13 protein-coding genes are annotated in these 18,154 nt (G+C 63.1%); 6 read left to right on the top strand and 7 right to left on the bottom strand.

The annotated features are described in order from the left end of the window. Positions 1–321 precede the first annotated feature (321 nt). Positions 322–1,398 (top strand): 4-hydroxyphenylpyruvate dioxygenase, encoded by a 1,077-nt coding sequence (hppD, locus tag HWV67_RS15760; protein ID WP_110971176.1) that lies wholly within the window; start codon positions 322–324, stop codon positions 1,396–1,398. 366 nt (positions 1,399–1,764) lie between these two features. Here the strand turns inward: hppD and HWV67_RS15765 are convergent, their stop codons facing one another. Together HWV67_RS15765 and HWV67_RS15770 are read right to left on the bottom strand one after the other, a co-directional pair. After that, entirely contained in the window at positions 1,765–2,565 is an 801-nt protein-coding gene (locus tag HWV67_RS15765; RefSeq protein WP_175651901.1) for a CSS-motif domain-containing protein, read from the bottom strand. Between the two features lie 137 nt (positions 2,566–2,702). Beyond that, a complete protein-coding gene (locus tag HWV67_RS15770) occupies positions 2,703–3,407 on the bottom strand; it encodes a type 1 glutamine amidotransferase domain-containing protein (RefSeq protein WP_175651902.1) in 705 nt (234 codons plus the stop codon). 146 nt (positions 3,408–3,553) lie between these two features. Here HWV67_RS15770 and HWV67_RS15775 point away from each other — a divergent pair, with 146 nt between their 5' ends. The 3 genes from HWV67_RS15775 to HWV67_RS31755 are packed head-to-tail and all read left to right on the top strand — an operon-like array spanning position 3,554 to position 6,115. After that, positions 3,554–4,024, top strand: coding sequence for a nucleoside deaminase (locus HWV67_RS15775; RefSeq protein ID WP_175651903.1), 471 nt, complete (start codon positions 3,554–3,556; stop codon positions 4,022–4,024). A 25-nt stretch (positions 4,025–4,049) separates the two neighbouring features. Further along, complete coding sequence (locus HWV67_RS31750) at positions 4,050–4,970, top strand: PAS domain-containing protein (RefSeq protein ID WP_256680126.1); 921 nt, start codon at positions 4,050–4,052, stop codon at positions 4,968–4,970. Next, on the top strand, positions 4,949–6,115 hold the full coding sequence (locus tag HWV67_RS31755) for an ATP-binding protein (RefSeq protein WP_256680127.1): 1,167 nt from the start codon (positions 4,949–4,951) through the stop codon (positions 6,113–6,115). The genes HWV67_RS31750 and HWV67_RS31755 overlap by 22 nt, the downstream gene beginning before the upstream one ends. Here the strand turns inward: HWV67_RS31755 and HWV67_RS15785 are convergent. The 5 genes from HWV67_RS15785 to HWV67_RS15805 form a co-directional block, all read right to left on the bottom strand. Continuing rightward, complete coding sequence (locus HWV67_RS15785) at positions 6,067–7,044, bottom strand: lysylphosphatidylglycerol synthase domain-containing protein (RefSeq protein WP_175651904.1); 978 nt, start codon at positions 7,042–7,044, stop codon at positions 6,067–6,069. The genes HWV67_RS31755 and HWV67_RS15785 overlap by 49 nt on opposite strands. Next, a complete protein-coding gene (gene clsB, locus HWV67_RS15790) occupies positions 7,041–8,252 on the bottom strand; it encodes a cardiolipin synthase ClsB (RefSeq protein WP_175651905.1) in 1,212 nt (403 codons plus the stop codon). The genes HWV67_RS15785 and clsB overlap by 4 nt, the downstream gene beginning before the upstream one ends. Beyond that, a complete protein-coding gene (locus HWV67_RS15795; protein WP_175651906.1) occupies positions 8,249–9,031 on the bottom strand; it encodes an endonuclease/exonuclease/phosphatase family protein in 783 nt (260 codons plus the stop codon). The genes clsB and HWV67_RS15795 overlap by 4 nt, the downstream gene beginning before the upstream one ends. After that, entirely contained in the window at positions 9,028–10,659 is a 1,632-nt protein-coding gene (locus HWV67_RS15800) for an ATP-binding protein (protein ID WP_175651907.1), read from the bottom strand. Before HWV67_RS15800 ends, HWV67_RS15795 begins: the two co-directional genes overlap by 4 nt. A 115-nt stretch (positions 10,660–10,774) precedes the next feature. Next, complete coding sequence (locus HWV67_RS15805; RefSeq protein ID WP_175651908.1) at positions 10,775–11,830, bottom strand: tetratricopeptide repeat protein; 1,056 nt, start codon at positions 11,828–11,830, stop codon at positions 10,775–10,777. A gap of 170 nt (positions 11,831–12,000) precedes the next feature. Here HWV67_RS15805 and HWV67_RS15810 point away from each other — a divergent pair, with 170 nt between their 5' ends. After that, on the top strand, positions 12,001–13,713 hold the full coding sequence (locus HWV67_RS15810) for a ShlB/FhaC/HecB family hemolysin secretion/activation protein (protein ID WP_175651909.1): 1,713 nt from the start codon (positions 12,001–12,003) through the stop codon (positions 13,711–13,713). A 30-nt stretch (positions 13,714–13,743) separates the two neighbouring features. Continuing rightward, a partial coding sequence (locus HWV67_RS15815; RefSeq protein ID WP_175651910.1) for a two-partner secretion domain-containing protein occupies positions 13,744–18,154 on the top strand: 4,411 nt, incomplete at its 3' end.

An 18,154-nucleotide genomic window follows, 5' to 3' on the forward strand; every position in this document is an offset into this window, starting at 1 on the left:
GAGAGATTAGCGGGCGCCGGGGCAGGGCACCTGCTATTGGTTGTAGACGGGACGTAGCGCGTACGCGATGCGCGACAAATCCATTTACGCCCTGTAGAATCGCGTTACGCATACAATAATAAGGTTCCCCGCCTCATGGGGAATCAAGCCCGCCGGGAATGGTCCCCTATGAAGTGTCATGGGTTCAAACTGATTTACGGTGCCTACCTCGCCCGCAGTGTGAGGGGCATCTCTTGCGCGCCACCTTGTTCTCCCGCATCGATCGCTAGTAACGCAGGCAACAACCGTTATTGAACCGTTTTGATGATGAGGAATACGAACATGGCAGATATCTTCGAGAACCCGATGGGCCTGATGGGCTTCGAATTCATTGAATTCGCCTCGCCGACCCCGGGTGCCCTGGAACCCATCTTCCAGATCATGGGCTTCACCAAGGTCGCTACCCACCGCTCCAAGGACGTCCACCTGTACCGTCAGGGCGACATCAACCTGATCCTGAACAACGAGCCGAAAAGCGTCGCGTCCTATTTCGCCGCCGAGCATGGCCCGTCGGTCTGCGGCATGGCCTTCCGCGTGCGCAACGCCCACCAGGCCTACGCCCGCGCTCTGGAACTGGGCGCGCAGCCGGTGGAAATTGAAACCGGTCCGATGGAACTGCGCCTGCCGGCGATCAAGGGTATTGGCGGTGCGCCGCTGTACCTGATCGACCGCTTCGAAGAGGGCAGCTCGATCTATGACATCGACTTCAACTGGATTGAAGGCGTAGACCGCAACCCGGTCGGCGCCGGCCTGAAGATCATCGATCACCTGACCCACAACGTGTATCGCGGGCGCATGGCCTACTGGGCCGGTTTCTACGAGAAACTGTTCAACTTCCGCGAGATCCGCTACTTCGACATCAAGGGCGAATACACCGGCCTGACCTCAAAGGCGATGACCGCGCCGGACGGCATGATCCGCATCCCGCTGAACGAAGAGTCGTCCAAGGGCGCTGGGCAGATCGAAGAGTTCCTGATGCAGTTCAACGGCGAAGGCATCCAGCACGTGGCCTTCCTCACCGACGACCTGATCAAGAGCTGGGACACCCTGAAACAAATGGGCATGCGCTTCATGACCGCGCCGCCGGAAACCTACTACGAAATGCTCCAGGGCCGCCTGCCGGATCACGGCGAACCGACCGAAGAACTGCAGTCCCGCGGGATCTTGCTGGACGGCTCGTCCAACCCGGATGACAAGCGTCTGCTGCTGCAGATCTTCTCGGAAACCCTGATGGGCCCGGTGTTCTTCGAATTCATCCAGCGCAAGGGCGACGATGGTTTCGGCGAGGGCAACTTCAAGGCGCTGTTCGAGTCGATCGAGCGTGACCAGGTGCGTCGTGGTGTGCTCAGCACCGACTGATCGGTGAGCGCATGAAAAAAACGCCGGCATGCCGGCGTTTTTTTATGGGTTTTCACTGAATGCTTTGTGCTTGGGCTTGTGGGTTTATCCATTCGATGTGTCAGCGCCGCCGGCCCCTGTGGGAGCGGCTGTTAGCCGCGAAGGGCCGCACAGCGGCCCCAAATCCATCCAGCACCCTATTTCTGGCTGGTCTGGATCTCACATTCAGACATCCCCAAAGTCGAAAGAAATACTGGATGTAGACAGCCATCTCGTGCTGGATGGTTTTGGGGCCGCTGTGCGGCCCTTCGCGGCTGAAGGCCGCTCCCACAGGATTGTGAGCAGCCGACGTTTTGCGATTGCCTGCGAGATGTGAAGACCCTTTTATCAAACTCGCCGCGCAGTCGGCTGACGCCGCCGGCACATAGCCCAATAGCTACCGATAGCGGTCATCAAACCCACCAACAACAGCGAAGGCACAATCGCCAGGCTGTTCTCCAACAACTGACGGGCAGTGTGCCCCGGCCGATAACCTACGTGCAGGGTATAGCCGTACATCGGCGAGACCAGACTCGCATACTGCTCCATTTCCGCGATCTCGCTGTTCTCCAGCACCTCGCCACTAGCACCGATCGAGGTCGGTCCGAACTGCAGGATCACACTGGCCGGTTCGCGAATGCCATTTAGCAGGCGCTGAAGAATCGCACCATCAGCCACGGCCAGCACACCGTAGGGATATTCCTGCAGGCGGTAGTAAAGAATCGCCGAGTCCGGCGTATTGTCGTTGCCCGGTTCCAGACGCAGCCGGTGGTTGAAGTAGTCGCCGGGGTCCACCAGCAACCCGGACTCCCCGCGCAGGGTGCTGCAATAAGCGCGATTCTCCCGGACCAACGTCAGCGAACGCAGCTCGGGATTGGCCACCACCTCGGTGTACAGCGTCGGCAGGGCCTTGTCGCACGGTAACTCCGCGAGGTTGAGTACCTTGTTGCTGGCCCCGTGCAGGGACTCGATCAGCATGTCAACGCGCCGCAAGGTCTCACGCTGGGCGACCTCGACGGACTCTTCGAGCTTCTTGTCCACCTGCCAGGCCATCACCAGCAGGCCACAGACAACCGGTGCCAGACCGATCAACAGTGTGGTGAGCAGTTCGAGCAGGGCACGACCGGAATCAAAAGTACGAGAGGGCATGGTTCACCTATGTTGGAGGGCAGGGCCCGGCGTGGGGAAAGTCGCCGGGCCGAAGCCGATCAGCATAAGTGAGCGCTATACACCACTCCTGTACGAGAGCCAGACATGGCGTGTGTGAATGGTCGCTTCGTCGCAGCCTAGCGGCCGCTTTTTGTGGCCAGCGCAGCCACGACCAGGCGGCCTACCGCGGCGCCGGAAGCCGGGTTCTGCCCGGTGATCAGCCGACCTTCCTTCTGGTCGGCAATGGCGAAGGCTTGCCACGGCTCCTCGGCCTTGCAGTAGAGACCGCCACGGGCGCTCAGCTCGGTTTCGGTCAGGTACGGCACGACCTTGTCCAGCTCGGCCAGTTGTTCCTCGATGTTGGAAAAACCGGTCACTTCGCGGTCCTTGACCAGCAAGCTGTTGTCGCTGAGCTTGATGTTCAGCAGGCCCACCGCGCCATGGCAGACAGAGGAGACGACACCGCCGTTCTCGAAAATCTGCCGGGCGATGTCTTGCAGGTCGTGGTTGTCGGGAAAGTCCCAGATCACACCATGGCCACCGGCGTAATAAATGGCCTGGTAGTCCCGGGCCTTGACCTGGCCCGGCGGCAAAGTGGTGCCAAGGCGGTTCATGAAGGCCTTGTCGTCGTACCATTGCCAATCGATGTCCTGGGCCATGCTCAGGCTGTGCGGGTCGACGGGCACATAGCCGCCCGTAGGGCTGACGTAGTCGACGTGATAGCCGGCCTTTTGCAGCACATCGGCGAAATGCACCGCTTCGCCCAGCCACAGGCCGGTGGCGCGTTTCAGGCTGGGGTATTTGGCTGTGTTGGTCAGCACCACCAGAACTTGCTTGCTCATTGCGGCGATCCTTTTGAAGGGGTTGCACAGGCGGCAATTCGTGGACAGCAAAACGTATACAGCATAGCCGTCCGGCAAAAGCCCGCCATCGGCTATGGCGATGTGCTAGCGTTTAACCTTGATGCCTTGAATCAGGAGAGCCGGACATGGCAGATGCCCAGGAGCAATCGCAGGTTTTCATGCAGGCGGCCATCGACGAGGCGCGCAAGGGGCTGGAAGAAGGTGGCATTCCCATCGGTTCGGTGATCGTCCACAAGGGCCGGGTCATCGGCCGTGGCCACAACCGCCGGGTGCAGCACGGCAGTGTGGTGCTGCATGGCGAGATGGACGCTTTCGAGAACGCCGGCCGGCAGAACGCCAGCGTTTATGCCGAGGCCACGCTGTATACCACGCTGTCGCCCTGTTCGATGTGCAGCGGGGCAATCCTGCTCTACGGTATCCGTGAAGTGGTAGTTGGCGAAAACCAGACGTTCCTCGGCGAAGAAGCCTTGCTGCGGGAACGTGGGGTGCAGGTCACAGTGCTACAGGACGAGCACTGCATCGGGCTGATGCGCCAGTTCATTCAGGCGCAACCCGCCCTCTGGAACGAAGACATCGGGCAGGAGTCCGAAGCCTGAGTACCTGTAAGGAAGCGACTCGAACATGCACATCATTCATGTCGAACCCCGTCCGCTTCAGCAAGGCGGAATGAGCGAAGAGGTCCGTCAGTTCGACTGGAACAAGACCTCCCTTGGGCCAATGCATCGCTGGCCGGCCTCGTTGCGTATTGCCGTGGATTTGTTGCTGGCGTCCAAGTTTCCCGGCTGCCTGGTCTGGGGCCGCGACATGGTCAGTATCCACAACGATGCCTTCGTGCCCATTCTCGGCACCAAGCCTGCGCCCTTGGGGCGTGGTTTTCATGAAGTCTGGAGCGATGTCTGGGAGGGCGTCGGCGCCTTGGCGTTCCGGGCTCTGCAGGGCGAGGCGGTGTTCCAGGAGAACCTGCCGCTGGTGACCAGCCGCAACGGCGTGCTGGAGCAGGTTTACTTCACGTTTTCCTACAGCCCGGTACGGGACGAGAACGGCGATGTGGTCGGTTTTCTCGATACCGTGCTGGAGACCACCAGCAACGTTGAATCGGAACGCCAATGGCGCGATCTGGCCTGTTCGTTCGAAAAACAGGTGCAGGACCGCTCCGCCGAGCACCAGCGCCTGTGGGAACTGTCCAGCGACCTGATGCTGGTGGTGCAGGATGATTTGCGCCTGCGCACCGTCAACCCGGCGTGCCGGCAACAGCTTGGCTGGGACGACGGGATTGTCGGGCAGACCCTGCTCGATATCGGTCACCCGGACGACGCCGCCAATCTCGCCCAGTTGCTCGATGGCACCCAGCAAAGCGGCGAAGGGCGCTTGCGCCATGTCGACGGGCACTACCGCTGGTTCAACTTTGGCGTCATGCCCGCCACCGGCAGCGTGACCCTGGTGGGCCGCGACATTACCCAGGAACGCGAGCGCGAAATGGCCTTGCGCCAGGCCGAGGAATTGCGCGCCATGGCCAGAAAATGGAAGCCGTCGGGCAACTGACCGGCGGCATGGCCCACGACTTCAACAACATGCTGGCGGGCATCAGCGCCAGCCTGGAAATGCTCGAACGGCGCATCGCCAAAGGCCAGACCCAGGACCTCGGCAAATACCTGCTCGCCGCCCGCCAGGCTTCCGAGCGCGCCGCGCAACTCACCCACCGCCTGCTCGCTTTTGCCCGCCGCCAGCCACTGGCGCCGCGCCCCACTGACCTGAACGACCTGCTCAATGGCATTCAGCCGCTGATCCTTCAGGTGATCGGCCCGGACGTGAATCTGCAACTCCAGGTCGACCCGCAGCCCTGGCTGTTGCTGGTGGATATCAGCCAGATGGAAAACGCCCTGATCAACCTCTGCGCCAATGCCCGCGATGCCATGAACCGCCACGGCAGCCTGAAGATCAGCACCAGCAACGAACGGCATGAGAGCACTCTTCCCGGCAGCGACGTGCCGCCCGGCGACTATTGCTGCTTGCGGGTGGAGGACGACGGTTGCGGCATGGCCGCGGAGATCGTGCAGCGCGCCTTCGATCCGTTCTTCACCACCAAGGCTGCGGGCGAGGGCACTGGCCTGGGGTTATCGATGGTCTACGGGTTTGTCCGCCAGTCCGGTGGGCGTGTGTGGATCACCTCCGAGGAAGGCCGCGGCACCCGGGTCGATTTGTTGCTGCCGCGCTACGTCGGCCCGTCGATCCCGCTGCCACAACCCCTGAAAGCGCTGCCGGCGAGCCCGACGCAATTGCGCAACGAGCGTATCTTGCTGATCGACGACGAGCCGAACCTGCGCATGTTGATCAAGGAAGCGCTGATGGATCAGGGGCTGGAGGTGCTGGACGCCGCAGATGCCACCAGCGGCCTGGCGTTGTATGACAGCGCCGGCCCGATCGATCTGGTGGTTTCCGATATAGGCCTGCCGGGCGGAGTCAGTGGTATTCAGGTAGCTCAGCGCTTGCGCAGCCGTTCACCGGACCTGCCGGTTCTGTTCATTACCGGCTTCACCGAAGAGGCGATCGACCCCTGCGACGTGCTCGCACCGGGCCTGGAACTGATGACCAAGCCCTTCGGCCTCGACGCGCTGGTGCACAAAGTCACCGCGATGCTTCACCCGACCCGGCCACTGTTGGTCGAAGGCGAGGCGCATTCGGCCTGACCGGCCCGGCTGGCCAGGCGCTCCAGCACCAGGTACACCGCCAGCGCCAGCAGCAACGGCAGCAGGAAATACACCGCCCGATAGCCGATCAGCGCCGCCAGCAGCGTGCCCTGGCTGTATTGCCCTTGCAGCAGGGTGATGAACACACTCTCCAGCACCCCCAACCCCGCCGGAATATGGGTGATTACCCCGGCGATGCTGCTGACCATCAGGATGGCGAGGATGGTCGGGTAACCGGCCTTGTCCGGCAGCAGCGTGTACACCACCAAGCCCATCAGCGCCCAGTTGCCGGCGCCCATCAGCGCTTGCAGCAGCGCCAGACGCCAGGACGGCAGGCGGATTTCCTGCCCGCGCACCTGCCATTCCCGACGCCGGGAAAAGCGGCATGCCAGCAAGTACGCCAGCGCTGCTAGCAGCATGCCGATGCCGATCAGGCGCAGCCCGGTGCTGCCGATTTCAAGCCCTGCCGGCAGACGCGGGAAGCCCATGGTGAAAAGACTGCCGGCCACCAGCAGATAGCCCAGCCAGTTGGTGACCAGGCCCAGGCCGAGAATCCGGGTAATGGTCGGCGTGTCCAGCCCCAGCCGTGAATACAACCGATAACGCAGGGCCACGCCGCCGACCCAAGCGCTCAGGTTGAGGTTGAAGGCGTAGCAGACGAACGCCAGCGGCAGCACCCGGCGCACCGGCAGGGTGTGCCCGGTATAGCGTCGGCCCAGCAGGTCGTAGCTGGCGAACAGGGTGAAGCTGCAGGCCACGAATCCCAGGGCGGTCAGCAGCACGGCGGGGCGGTAGGAGGTCAGGGCCTGCCACACCTCGCCCCAGTCCTGATTGCGCAGCAACATGAACAGCAGCGCCGGAATGAGGATGAAGAACGCCACCGTCAGCACCTGTCGTGCGCGTTTCCACAGCGAATGACGACTCTTCATGACAGCCGCTCCTGGCCGATATCGGCCTGGTACAGCGGCTTGAGCCGCGGCTTGTGCGCCGGCAGCCAGCCGACCAGCGCGGGGAAGTAGCGGGTGAAGTGGAACGTCAGGAAGATCAGCGGCGCCCGCCACCAGTAGCCGCGCAGCACCCGTTGCAGGGTTACCCGCTTGCAGCGTTTGTGCATCAGCTCATCAAGGTGCTCGTACAGGCGCTGGTTGAAAGCTTCGTCGCGGATCACCAGATTGGCCTCCAGGTTCAGCGACAGGCTCAACGGGTCGAGGTTGCTCGACCCCACGGTCGACCAGTGACGATCCACCAACGCCACCTTGCCGTGCAGCGGGCGTTCGCAATATTCGTGAATCTTCACCCCGTCGCGCAGCAGGTAGTTGTAGAGCAGCCGTGAACACAGGCGGACCCACGGCATGTCGGGCATGCCCTGCAACACCAGAGTCACGTCCACCCCGCGCCGGGCGGCGTTGCGCAACGCCCGCAGCAGACGGTAGCCCGGGAAGAAATAGGCGTTGGCGATGATGATCCGCTCATGGGCGCTGACGATGGCGCGCAGGTAATGCTGCTCGATATCGGTGGGGTGTTCGTCGTTGTCGCGGATGCACAGGCACATCCGCGCCTGCTCGCTGTCCGGTTGCAGGACCGGCGCGCGGCGCCACCAGACGCGGTGGCGGCCGCCCAGCCGGGCTCGGCTGTCGAGCAGCTTGAGGGTGGCCTGGCGCAGGTCATCGACAATCGGGCCGCGCACCTGCACGGCATAGTCCTGCTTGGCCATGTCGCCGAAATCGCCCAGGTGGTCCGCCGAATAATTGATCCCGCCAACGAAGCCCAGCGTGCCGTCGATCACCAGGATCTTGCGGTGCAGGCGGCGGAACAGGTTGGTGCGCACGCCCAGGCGCATCGGGCTGGGATCGAACGCCTGCAGCTCGACGCCGGCATCGAACAGCGCCTGCAAATATTCGCGGCTCAGCTCGGCGGTGCCGTAGCCGTCCACCAGCACCTTGACCCGCACACCGCGCCGGGCGGCCTCGATCAGCACCTGTTGCAGTTCGAGGCCAACCTTGTCTTCGTAAATGATGAAGGTTTCCAGCAGCACTTCTTCATGGGCCTGACGGATCGCCTCGAACGCCGAGGGGTAGTATTCCTCGCCGTTGATCAGCAGTTGCACATGGTTTTCGTCGCGCCATTCGGTGTTCATAGCAGTACCTCGACACAGAGTGGCAGGTGATCGGACAAGTGCGACCAGGGTTTGCGCGCCATCACCCGCGGCGCGCGGGCCCGGGCGTTGCGCAGGTAGATGCGGTCCAGGCGCAGCAGCGGCCAGCGTGCCGGAAAGCTGCGGGCCGGCGCGCCAAATGCTTGGCTGAATACTTCGACCAGGCCACTGGCCGAGAGCGTCTGGTCGGCGCGCTGGCGCCAGTCGTTGAAGTCACCGGCCACCACCACCGGGGCGTCCGTCGGCAGGCTGTCGAGCAGGCGACAAAGCAGCGTCAATTGTTGGCTGCGTTGCTTCTCGTCCAGGCCCAGGTGCACGCAGATGGCATGCAATTGCTGGCCGGCCGGCAGCGACAGCACCGAATGCAGCAGGCCGCGCTGCTCGCTGCCGCCGACGCTGACGTCAAGGTTCTGGTGTTCGAGAATGGGAAACTTCGACAGCAACGCGTTGCCGTGCTCGCCCTCCGGGTACACCGCGTTGCGCCCGTAGGCGAACACCGGCCAGAGGCTGTCGGCGAGAAATTCGTATTGCGGCTGTGGCGACCAGCCGGGGTAGCGCTCACCGTGGCGGCTGTGGCTGCCGAGGACTTCCTGGAGAAACACCAGATCGGCGTGATGGCTGCGCACCGCCTCGCGCAGTTCCGGCAAGACGTAACGGCGGTTCAGCGGACTGAAGCCCTTGTGCACGTTCACCGTCAGCACCCGCAGCACCTCCAGCGGCGCCACATCGGTCAGATCCACCGGGCGTTGCGCCTGGTTCATGAAGTGCCCTCGCTAGCCAGCATCTGCGCCACCTTGTCTTGCAACTGGCCGAAACTGAAGGGCTTGTTCAACACCTGCATGCCCGGATCGAGACGACCCAGATGGGCCGTCGCCTGCTCGGCGTAGCCGGTGATGAACAGCACCCGCAGGCCGGTGCGCAGCTTGCGCGCCACTTCGGCCAGTTGCCGCCCGCTCATGCCGGGCAGGCCGACATTGCAGATCAGCAGGTCATAGGGGCGGCCGGAGCGCAGCAGGGTCAGGGCCAGATTGCCGTCGGAGACGTCCTGGCACTGGTAACCCTGTTCGACCAGGGTGTTGCGCACCAGTTGGCGCACGGTGTTGTCGGACTCGACGATCAGCACCCGGCGCTCGTTGCTGCCGTGCGCCCGGACGGCTTCGGCGAGTACCGGGTCGGGGCTTTCCGGATGGTGCCGCGGCAGCAGCAGCTCGACCTCGGTGCCATGGCCGACGCGGCTGTGCAGCGTGACGTGGCCATGGGACTGGCGGCTGAAACCGTAGACCATCGACAGGCCGAGGCCGGTGCCCTGGCCGATCGGCTTGGTCGTGAAGAAGGGATCGAAGGCCCGGTCCATTGTGCTTTGCGGCATGCCGCAGCCATTGTCGCTGACGCTGATCCGGACAAAGTCGGAGCCCGTCAGAGGATGGGCTTCGGGCAGCGGACGGGGCAGGTGGCGATTGCCCACCTCGATGCGCACTTCGCCGCCGTCGGGCAGGGCGTCGCGGGCATTGGCCAGCAGGTTATCGAGGGCTTCCTGCAATTGCCGGGCATCGGCCTTGGCCGGCCACACCTGATCGTCAATCTGCACCTGCAGGCGTACTCCCGGCCCCAGCAGGCTGCCCAGCCGTTTGCGCTCCAGGAGAGCGGCGAGCTGCACCGGGCGGTCGTCCAGCGATTGCCGGCTGGAAAACGCCAGCAGCCGGTGGGTGATGCTGGCCGCGCGCTGCACCGCGCTCAAACCAATGTCTATCAGCTTGGGAATGTCCTCGGGGCGATTCTGGTTCAGGCGTTGGCGGATCAGTTCGAGGCTGCCGCCGATGCCGGTCAGCAGGTTGTTGAAGTCATGGGCGACACCGCCGGCCAACTGACCGATGGCTTCCATTTTCTGGTTCTGGCGCAGGCGCTGCTCTTCCTCGCGCAGGTGGCGCACCCGCTCTTCGGTCTGTTGTTGCAGGCTGGCCAGCTCCATGCCCTGCTGGCAGGTGTAGTACTGACGGCGACGTGCCCGCAACGAGGAGTGGGTGAGGTCGAGAAAATCCTGGTCGGGGAAGGGGAACGGCAGCACGAACAGATTGCCCAGGCCCAGGCACAGCTCGGGGCTGCTGCTGACATGACGCTCGCCGTCGCCGAGCAACACCACCGGCAGGTCTGACCAAGGGGGCTGGCTGCCCAGGTACTGTTGCAGCGTCGAGTGATTGAAACCGTCGAGGCAGGTATGGGCGATGATCGCCACGCCGGCGCCGTGGTCCAGCGCGCCGCCCAGTTCCTCCAGGGTCTCGATGGCCAACGCACTGACACCGGCCTGGTCCAGCAGGCCCAGCGCCAGGCCACTGATCGCTGGCGGGGCCAGGATCAGCGCACGTTCGCTGTTGGCTAACGAATCGTTCACGGTCGATCTCCTTTGATAGCGCGCAAGCGGCAGGCCGCCCGCACTGTCGCACTATCTCTGGACCACGCCGTTCACGGCGGGGGTCAACCGGTGTTGCCAGACGGTTCGCAGCGGCTCAGAGGCCTTGCTGGACCAGGGGATCGTCGGGGTTCTGCTGCTCCAGTTGGGCCAGCAGCACCTGCACATTCTGCAACTGCCCGCTCTCTTTCCAGTACTCGATCAACAGGACCCGCGCCTTGCGGTTCGCCGGCTGGCGGGACAGCACCGTTTCCAACTGCTTTTGCGCCGCATCGAGCTGGTCGAGGCTGTGCAGGCTGGTGGCCAGGGTGTAGCGGTAATCGTTGTTGTCCGGCTCCAGCTCCAGCGCCCGGGAGAACGCCAGCAGGGCGTACTCGTTCTGGCTGTGGCGCAGCAACCAGAGGCCCAGCTCGTGTTGCAGGAACGCCGATTCCGGGTGGCGTTGCAGCGCCGACGCCAGCACCTCGCGGGAGGCGTCGCCCTGGCCCTGGCTGTCCAGCAGGCGCACCTTGGCGGCGAGGGCATCGAGGTTGTCCGGTTCCAGCGCCAGCGCGCGGTCCAGCGCCGCGTTGGCCGCCGGGAAATCGCGCTCGTGGATATACAGCCGCGCCAGATGCACCTGATCCTGCGCATACTCGGTGCGCAGCAACAGCGCCTGCTGGTACTGCTCAAGCATCTCCTGCAACGGCCCGAAATACAGGCCCACCTCATCCGGCGTCAGCCCCAGCAGCGCGTCCACCGCGGCAAAGCGCACGCTTTCTTCCTCGTCATCCAGCATCGGCCCCAGCACCAGGCTGCGCTGCGGCGCCGGCACCAGCGCGGCGATGCTCTCGATGGCGGCACGGCGGACCAGCGGGTCGTCGTGTTGCAGGTCTTTGCTCGCCAGCTTCAGTGCCAGCGGCGACGGGTAATTGGGCAGCTCGGCATACAGGCTGGCGCGGCGAATCGCCGACAGATCATCGCGGCCCAACTGCTGATACAGCACCCGTGCCGCGCCCGGCAGCCCGTTATGAGCCTGGGCCAGCGCCTTGGCGTAGGACTGCTGCAGCGCCGGAGACGGAGCGGGGGTGTTGTTGCGCAAAAAGAACGTGGCCAAGACGACGAGCAACAGCACGACAAGGCCGGCCAACAGATAGACACGCGGTCTGGACATGCAGAATCCGGGTAAATGGCTTACGGAAAAGGGGTCAAGCTTGGGTCAGGTAAATGGTTGAGTCAATGTGTGGGGTATTGGCTGCGGTGTTTTGGCGATATTGACGCCAGATTTCCCACTCTTTAATATCGCGCCGCCAATGATGGCGTAGTGATATCGGAAGGAAGCCGATGCTGTTCACCCACCACTTTCTGCTGAGAGTGCTTCTCTTTCTCGTTGCATCGGGATTGAACGCCTTCGCGCCCGTATTTGCGGCCACCCCGGGCGAGCAGGACCTGATTCGTGATCGCCAGGACCGTCTGTTGCAGGAGCAGCAACGGCGTCTTGAAGAACTGCGCGAACTGCCCGGCAACCAAGCCCCGCCCGTTGCCCCCGAATCTGCGCCCGACACCCGCTGCTTCCCCATCGACAGCATCGAAATAAAAGGTGCTGACCGCCTTTCCCTGGCCGATCGTGAGCGCCTGGCCCAGCCTTATATCGGCCAGTGCCTCGGCGTGCAGCAACTCAACGAACTGCTCAAGGCCATCACCGATCACTACCTCGCCATGGGCCTGGTCACCAGCCGCGCCTACCTGCCGCAGCAGGACCTGAGCAGCCGGCACCTGGAAGTGCAGGTGGTGGAAGGGCGCCTGGAAGGCATCAAGAGCGGCGCCGACAGCGGCCTGTCGTCCCGGGAGCTGGCGATGGCCTTCCCCGTCGGGGTCGGTGACTTGCTCAACCTGCGCGATATCGAGCAGATGGTCGCCCAGCTCAACCGCCTGCCGTCCAACCAGGCCAAGATGGAGCTGGTGCCCGGCACGACGGTGGGCGGCAGCACCGTGGAGGTCGGCAACACCCTGAAAAAGCCCTGGCGCGCCAACCTGTCGCGTAACAACGACGGCCAGCTTTCCACGGGCGAACAGCAATGGGGTTACGGCCTGGAATGGGACAGCCCATTGGGCCTGGCCGACCAGTTGATGCTGCGCGGCGGTCGTGACGCGGTCAGCGATCACCAGCGCACCTCGCACAGCGAAATGCTTTTCTACAACCTGCCCTGGGGATGGTGGAACTTCAGCTATTCCTACAGCCAGAGTGCCTACCGCTCACAGGCCGAGGCCAACACCTTCACCTTCAAGCAGACCGGCGACACCCAGAACCACCAACTGCGCGCCGAGCGGGTGATCCACCGCGACAGCCTGTCGAAAACCTCGCTGAGTACCGGCCTGGCCTACCTGCGCTCGAACAACTACATCGAAGACAGCCGCCTGGAAAACAGCAGCAACCGCCTGAGCGAGGCTCAGTTCGGCATCAACCACGGGCGCAGGATCGGCGGCGCGTTCGTCAACCTGGACCTGGGCGTGCAGCAGGGCATCGGCGCCTTCGATGCCCAGGCCGACCGCACCGCCAGCCCCGGCGACCCCGACGCCCGCTACCGCAAATACAGCCTGACCATCAGCTACCTGCAGCCGTTCCAGATCGGCGAAGAGACCTTCAGTTTCAGCAGCCTCGCCACCGGCCAGCGCAGCGAAGACCCGCTGTTCAGCCCGCAGCGCCTGAGCCTGGGCGGGCTGTCTTCGGTGCGCGGCTACAAGGACCAGTCCCTGACCGGCGACAGCGGCGCCTATTGGCGCAACGACCTGCGCTGGACCCGCCCGGTGGCGCTGGAATGGTTGCGCCCGGTGCTGGCCGAGTACGGCGCCAGCGTCGGCTACGACCAGGGCGTGATCCGCGGCGACCGCTACAACGGCGACCAGCACGGGCGTGTCTCCAGCAACGCGCTGGAACTGTTTGCCCGCGGCCAGCACCTGAGCGCCAGCGTGACCTTCGCCCATTCGCTGGAACGCCCCGACGTCATTACCGAGCGCGAAGCGCCCATTTATTTCCGCGTGGAGTTGCTGCTGTAACTCCAGCTTTAGCTGAATCGAGACCACGACATGGATGTCCGTCAATTCGCTTTTCTCCTTCGCCAGCCCTCGGCGACCCTGCACCCGCGCGAGACTTTCTGCGGCCTGCCGAAACGCGCCCTGGCGTTTCTGCTGGCCAACGTCATGTTCTGGCAGCCGCTGTGGGCCCAGGCCGAAGGTATTGCGGTCAGCGCGGCGGGCACCGGCCTGGCGCAGGCGGGCAATGGCGTGCCGATCATCAACATCGCCACACCCAATGCCAATGGCCTCTCGCATAACCAGTTCAAGGACTACAACGTCGATGCCCAGGGCCTGATCCTCAACAACGCCACCGCCCGCACCCAGAGCACCCAACTGGGCGGGATCATCGTCGGCAACCCCAACTTCAGCGGTCGTGCCGCCGACATCATCCTCAACGAAGTCAACGGCGGCAGCGCCAGCCAGTTGCGCGGCTACACCGAAGTGGCGGGCAAGTCCCCCCCCCTCATCGTCGCCCACCCCCCCCGCCCCAGTTGCGACGGCCGCGGCCTCACCAACACCCCGAAAGTCACCCTCAGCACCGGCAAGGCGGTGATCGAAAACGGTCAGATCAACCGCTACCAGGTCGACCAGGGCAACGTCTCCATCAACGGCGCCGGCCTCAATGCCAGCAACGTCGACCAGTTCGAAATCATCACCCGCGCCACCCAGATCAACGCCCAGATCCAGGCCAACAAACTCGACATCGTCGCCGGCCGCAACGACGTCGATGCCCGCACCCTTGCCGCCACCGCACGCGCTGCCGATGGCAGCCAGGCACCGGCCCTGGCGATCGACTCCTCGGCGCTGGGCGGCATGTACGTCAACACCATCCGTTTGGTCGGTACCGAAGCCGGGGTCGGGGTGAAGCTGGCGGGCAATATGGTTGCTGGCGGCGATATCCAGATCGATGCCAATGGCAAGTTGAACCTGGGCCAGGTGTCGGCGGGCGGTTCGGCGACGGTCAAGGCGCAGGGGGTTGATGCGCAGGGGGCGGTGTATGCCGGTAAGGATCTGGCGGTCAGTAGTCAGGGGGATTTGAGTAACCGGCAGAGTCTGGCGGCGCGGGACAGTGTTGCCATCGATAGCACGGGGCGGGTGGTCAACCAGGGGGTGATCGAGGCCGGGGTCAATGCGGACAACAGTCGTAATGGGCAGGGCGATCTGCGGATTACAGCGCAGGCCATCGACAACACTGGCAAGACCCTCATCGCCAGTCGTGATTTGACCATCACCACCGAGCGATTGGACAACCAGAGTGGCACCTTGAGCGCGCAGCGTCAGGCGCAGGTCAGTGCCAATCGCCTTGATAACCAGAACAACGGCCGAGTGCTCAGTGGGGGAGGGCTTGGGGTAAACGCGGATCAACTGTTCAACAGCCAGGGTGGCCTGCTGACCAGCAACGGGCGATTGACGGCTGCGGTCGGGCAGTTGATCAACCAGAAAGGAGAGCTGTCCAGCCTCGGTGAGATCACTTTGCAGGTGGCGACCCTTGATAACGTCGCAGGTCTTGTTACCGCCGGGCAGACGTTGAGCCTGAATGTGACAGGCGCCATCGCCAACCAAGGTGGAACGCTTGCAGCGCGGGAGAGCGCTCAGCTCAAGGCAAGCGCGCTGGACAACAGTCAGAAGGGTTCGTTGACCAGCCAAGGTGCACTTGGGGTTGAGGTCAGTGGTGTCCTTGGCAATCAGCAAGGGCGCATCGAATCCACCGGGGACGCCAGGATCAAGGCTGGCACGCTGAATAACCAGCAGGACGGAAAGCTTGCCAGCAGTCGTACGCTGGACCTGACGGTCGGCGCACTTGATAACAGCAGCGCTGGCCAGATTGCCAGTGCCGGCAGCCTGAGCGCGACTGTTTCCCGGCTCGATCAGCATGACGGCGGGCGTCTCTACAGCAATAGCGACCTGACCCTCGACCTCAATCAAGGTCATCTGGATAACCGCAGTGGTTTGATCAGTGCTGCAGGGTCATTGACGCTCAACAACCTCAACAGCGTGGATAACCGTCAAGGGGAAGTCTCCAGCGCACGCAGCTTTGCCGTGATCGCGCGGACCGTTGATAACGCGGCGGGCAAGTTGTTCAGCGATCAGGGGCTGACCCTGCGCATTGCCGAGGCGCTGAATAATGGCTCGGGACTGATTTCCGCTACGGGTTTGCAAGTGAATGTCGCCGAGCTGAATAACAGCAGTGGGCGCCTTTCCAGCCTGGCGTGGCTGAGTCTGGACCTGAATCACGGCCATCTGAATAACTCGGGTGGTGTGATCAACGCCCCGGGCCAACTGTCGTTCAGTAACCTCAACACCGTCGATAACCGCAGCGCAGAAATCTCCAGCGCGACGGGCTTTACGCTGCAGGCCAACAGCCTGGACAACCGTAGCGGCAAGGTGTTGAGCGAACAAGCGTTGGTCCTGAGTGTCGTCGGAGCAATGAACAATGCTGCGGGTCGGGTCAGTGGCTCGTCGCTGCTGGTTCAGGCCGGCAGTGTCGATAACCACAGTGGCAAGTGGATAGCGCGGGATGGCCTGACCCTGGGCGTTAGCGGGGTACTGAGCAACACCGATGGTGAGGTCCTGGGCAATCAAGTGCGACTCACCGTGGGTTCGCTGGATAACGCCCAAGGTCGGATTCAAGGCGACAACCTGCTGAAGATTGCCAGCGGTGCCCTCGACAACCGCAGCGGTACCCTTGCCAGCGTTCAGTCCGTGGAACTGCAGGCCAGCAGCCTCGATAACAGCTTCGGCAAACTGACCAGTAACGCAGCGCTGACGGCCACCATCGCCGGCAACCTGCTCAACCAGAGCGGTTTGATCGGTGCAGGTACGAATCTGCTGCTGAGCAGTGGCGACCTGAACAACCAGCGTGGTCAGTTGCGCGCTGAAGGCAGCCTGCAACTGCAGTCCGCTTTGCTCGACAACCGTACCGGCGGCCGCATCAGCGGCAAGAGCGTGAGTGCCAGCGTGACCGGCCTGGACCAGCGCGACGATGGTCGCCTGGATAGCGCAAGCAGCCTGAGCCTTGACCTTAATCATGGTCATCTGAAAAACCAAAGTGGCGTGATCAACAGCCCAGGCCAACTGTCGTTCAGCAATCTCAACACCGTCGACAACCGCAGCGGAGAAATCTCCAGCGCAACGGGCTTCACGCTGCAAGCCAACAGCCTGGACAACCTCAGCGGCAAGGTCTTGAGCGAACAGGCCCTGGTCCTGAGTGTCGCCGGCGCGATCAACAATGCTGCCGGTCGAGTCAGTGGCTCGTCGCTGCTGGTTCAGGCCGGCAGCGTCGATAACAGCAACGGCACGTGGATAGCACGGGACACCCTGACCCTGGGGGTTGATGGGGTACTGAGCAACACCGCGGGTGAGATCCTGGCCAATGAAGTCCGACTCACCGTGGGTTCGCTGGATAACGCCCAAGGTCGGGTTCAAGGCGACAACCTGCTGAAGATCGGCGGCGGAGTGCTGGACAACCGTAATGGCATCCTTGCCAGCGTTCAGTCCGTGGAATTGCAAGCCAGCAGCCTCGACAACAGCCTCGGCAAACTGACCAGCAACGCAGCACTGACGGCCACCATCGCCGGTAACCTGCTCAACCAGAGCGGCTTGATCGGTGCGGGTTCGAACCTGTTGCTGAGCAGCGGCAACCTGAACAACCAGCGTGGTCAATTGCGTGCTGAAGGCAGCCTGCAACTGAAGTCCGCCTTGCTCGACAACCGCACGGGCGGGCGCATCAGCGGCAAGAGTGTCAGTGTCAGCGTGACTGGTCTGGACCAGCGCGAAGAGGGTCGTCTGGACAGCGCAAGCAGCCTGAGCCTTGACCTTAATCACGGCTATCTGAATAACCAAAGCGGCGTGATCAACAGCCCAGGCCAACTGCTGCTGAGCAACCTCAATACCGTCGATAACAGCCGTGGAGAAATCTCCAGCAGCACAGGCTTCATCCTGCAAGCCAGCAGCCTGGAAAACACTCACGGCAAGCTTTTGAGCGAGCAAGCGCTGACATTGCGCCTGGCCCGAATGCTCGGCAACACCCAGGGTTTGGTCTCGGCACCAAGACTGGATGCCGCAGTGGGTAGCCTGGTTAACCTGAACGGCAAGTTGACTGCCAATGACGCCCTGGCATTGAGTGTCGATGCAGCGCTGAGCAACCATGGCGGCGAAATATTGAGCCGTGAGATCAGGCTGGCCGTGGGCTCGCTGGATAACACGCAGGGCCGGGTGCAGGGCGACAACCTGCTGAAGATCAGTAGCGGTGCCCTCGACAACCGTAACGGCACCCTCGCCAGTGTTCAGTTCGTGGAACTGCAGGCCGCCAGCTTCGACAACAGCTTCGGCAAACTGACCAGTAACGCAGCGCTGACGGCCACCATCGCCGGCAACCTGCTCAACCAGAGCGGTTTGATCGGTGCAGGTACGAATCTGC

It is taken from the genome of Pseudomonas sp. Marseille-P9899 (genome assembly GCF_903166565.1).
GTDB classification, from domain to species: domain Bacteria; phylum Pseudomonadota; class Gammaproteobacteria; order Pseudomonadales; family Pseudomonadaceae; genus Aquipseudomonas; species Aquipseudomonas huaxiensis.

Excerpts from the sequence above, each read along its gene's own strand:
- HWV67_RS15775 (WP_175651903.1), top strand. The coding sequence starts at position 3,554 with ATGGCAGATGCCCAGGAGCAATCGCAGGTTTTCATGCAGGCGGCCATC.
- HWV67_RS15765 (WP_175651901.1), bottom strand. The coding sequence starts at position 2,565 with ATGCCCTCTCGTACTTTTGATTCCGGTCGTGCCCTGCTCGAACTGCTC.
- HWV67_RS31755 (WP_256680127.1), top strand. The coding sequence starts at position 4,949 with ATGGAAGCCGTCGGGCAACTGACCGGCGGCATGGCCCACGACTTCAAC.
- hppD (WP_110971176.1), top strand. The coding sequence starts at position 322 with ATGGCAGATATCTTCGAGAACCCGATGGGCCTGATGGGCTTCGAATTC.
- HWV67_RS15785 (WP_175651904.1), bottom strand. The coding sequence starts at position 7,044 with ATGAAGAGTCGTCATTCGCTGTGGAAACGCGCACGACAGGTGCTGACG.
- HWV67_RS15795 (WP_175651906.1), bottom strand. The coding sequence starts at position 9,031 with ATGAACCAGGCGCAACGCCCGGTGGATCTGACCGATGTGGCGCCGCTG.
- clsB (WP_175651905.1), bottom strand. The coding sequence starts at position 8,252 with ATGAACACCGAATGGCGCGACGAAAACCATGTGCAACTGCTGATCAAC.
- HWV67_RS15810 (WP_175651909.1), top strand. The coding sequence starts at position 12,001 with ATGCTGTTCACCCACCACTTTCTGCTGAGAGTGCTTCTCTTTCTCGTT.
- HWV67_RS15805 (WP_175651908.1), bottom strand. The coding sequence starts at position 11,830 with ATGTCCAGACCGCGTGTCTATCTGTTGGCCGGCCTTGTCGTGCTGTTG.
- HWV67_RS31750 (WP_256680126.1), top strand. The coding sequence starts at position 4,050 with ATGCACATCATTCATGTCGAACCCCGTCCGCTTCAGCAAGGCGGAATG.
- HWV67_RS15770 (WP_175651902.1), bottom strand. The coding sequence starts at position 3,407 with ATGAGCAAGCAAGTTCTGGTGGTGCTGACCAACACAGCCAAATACCCC.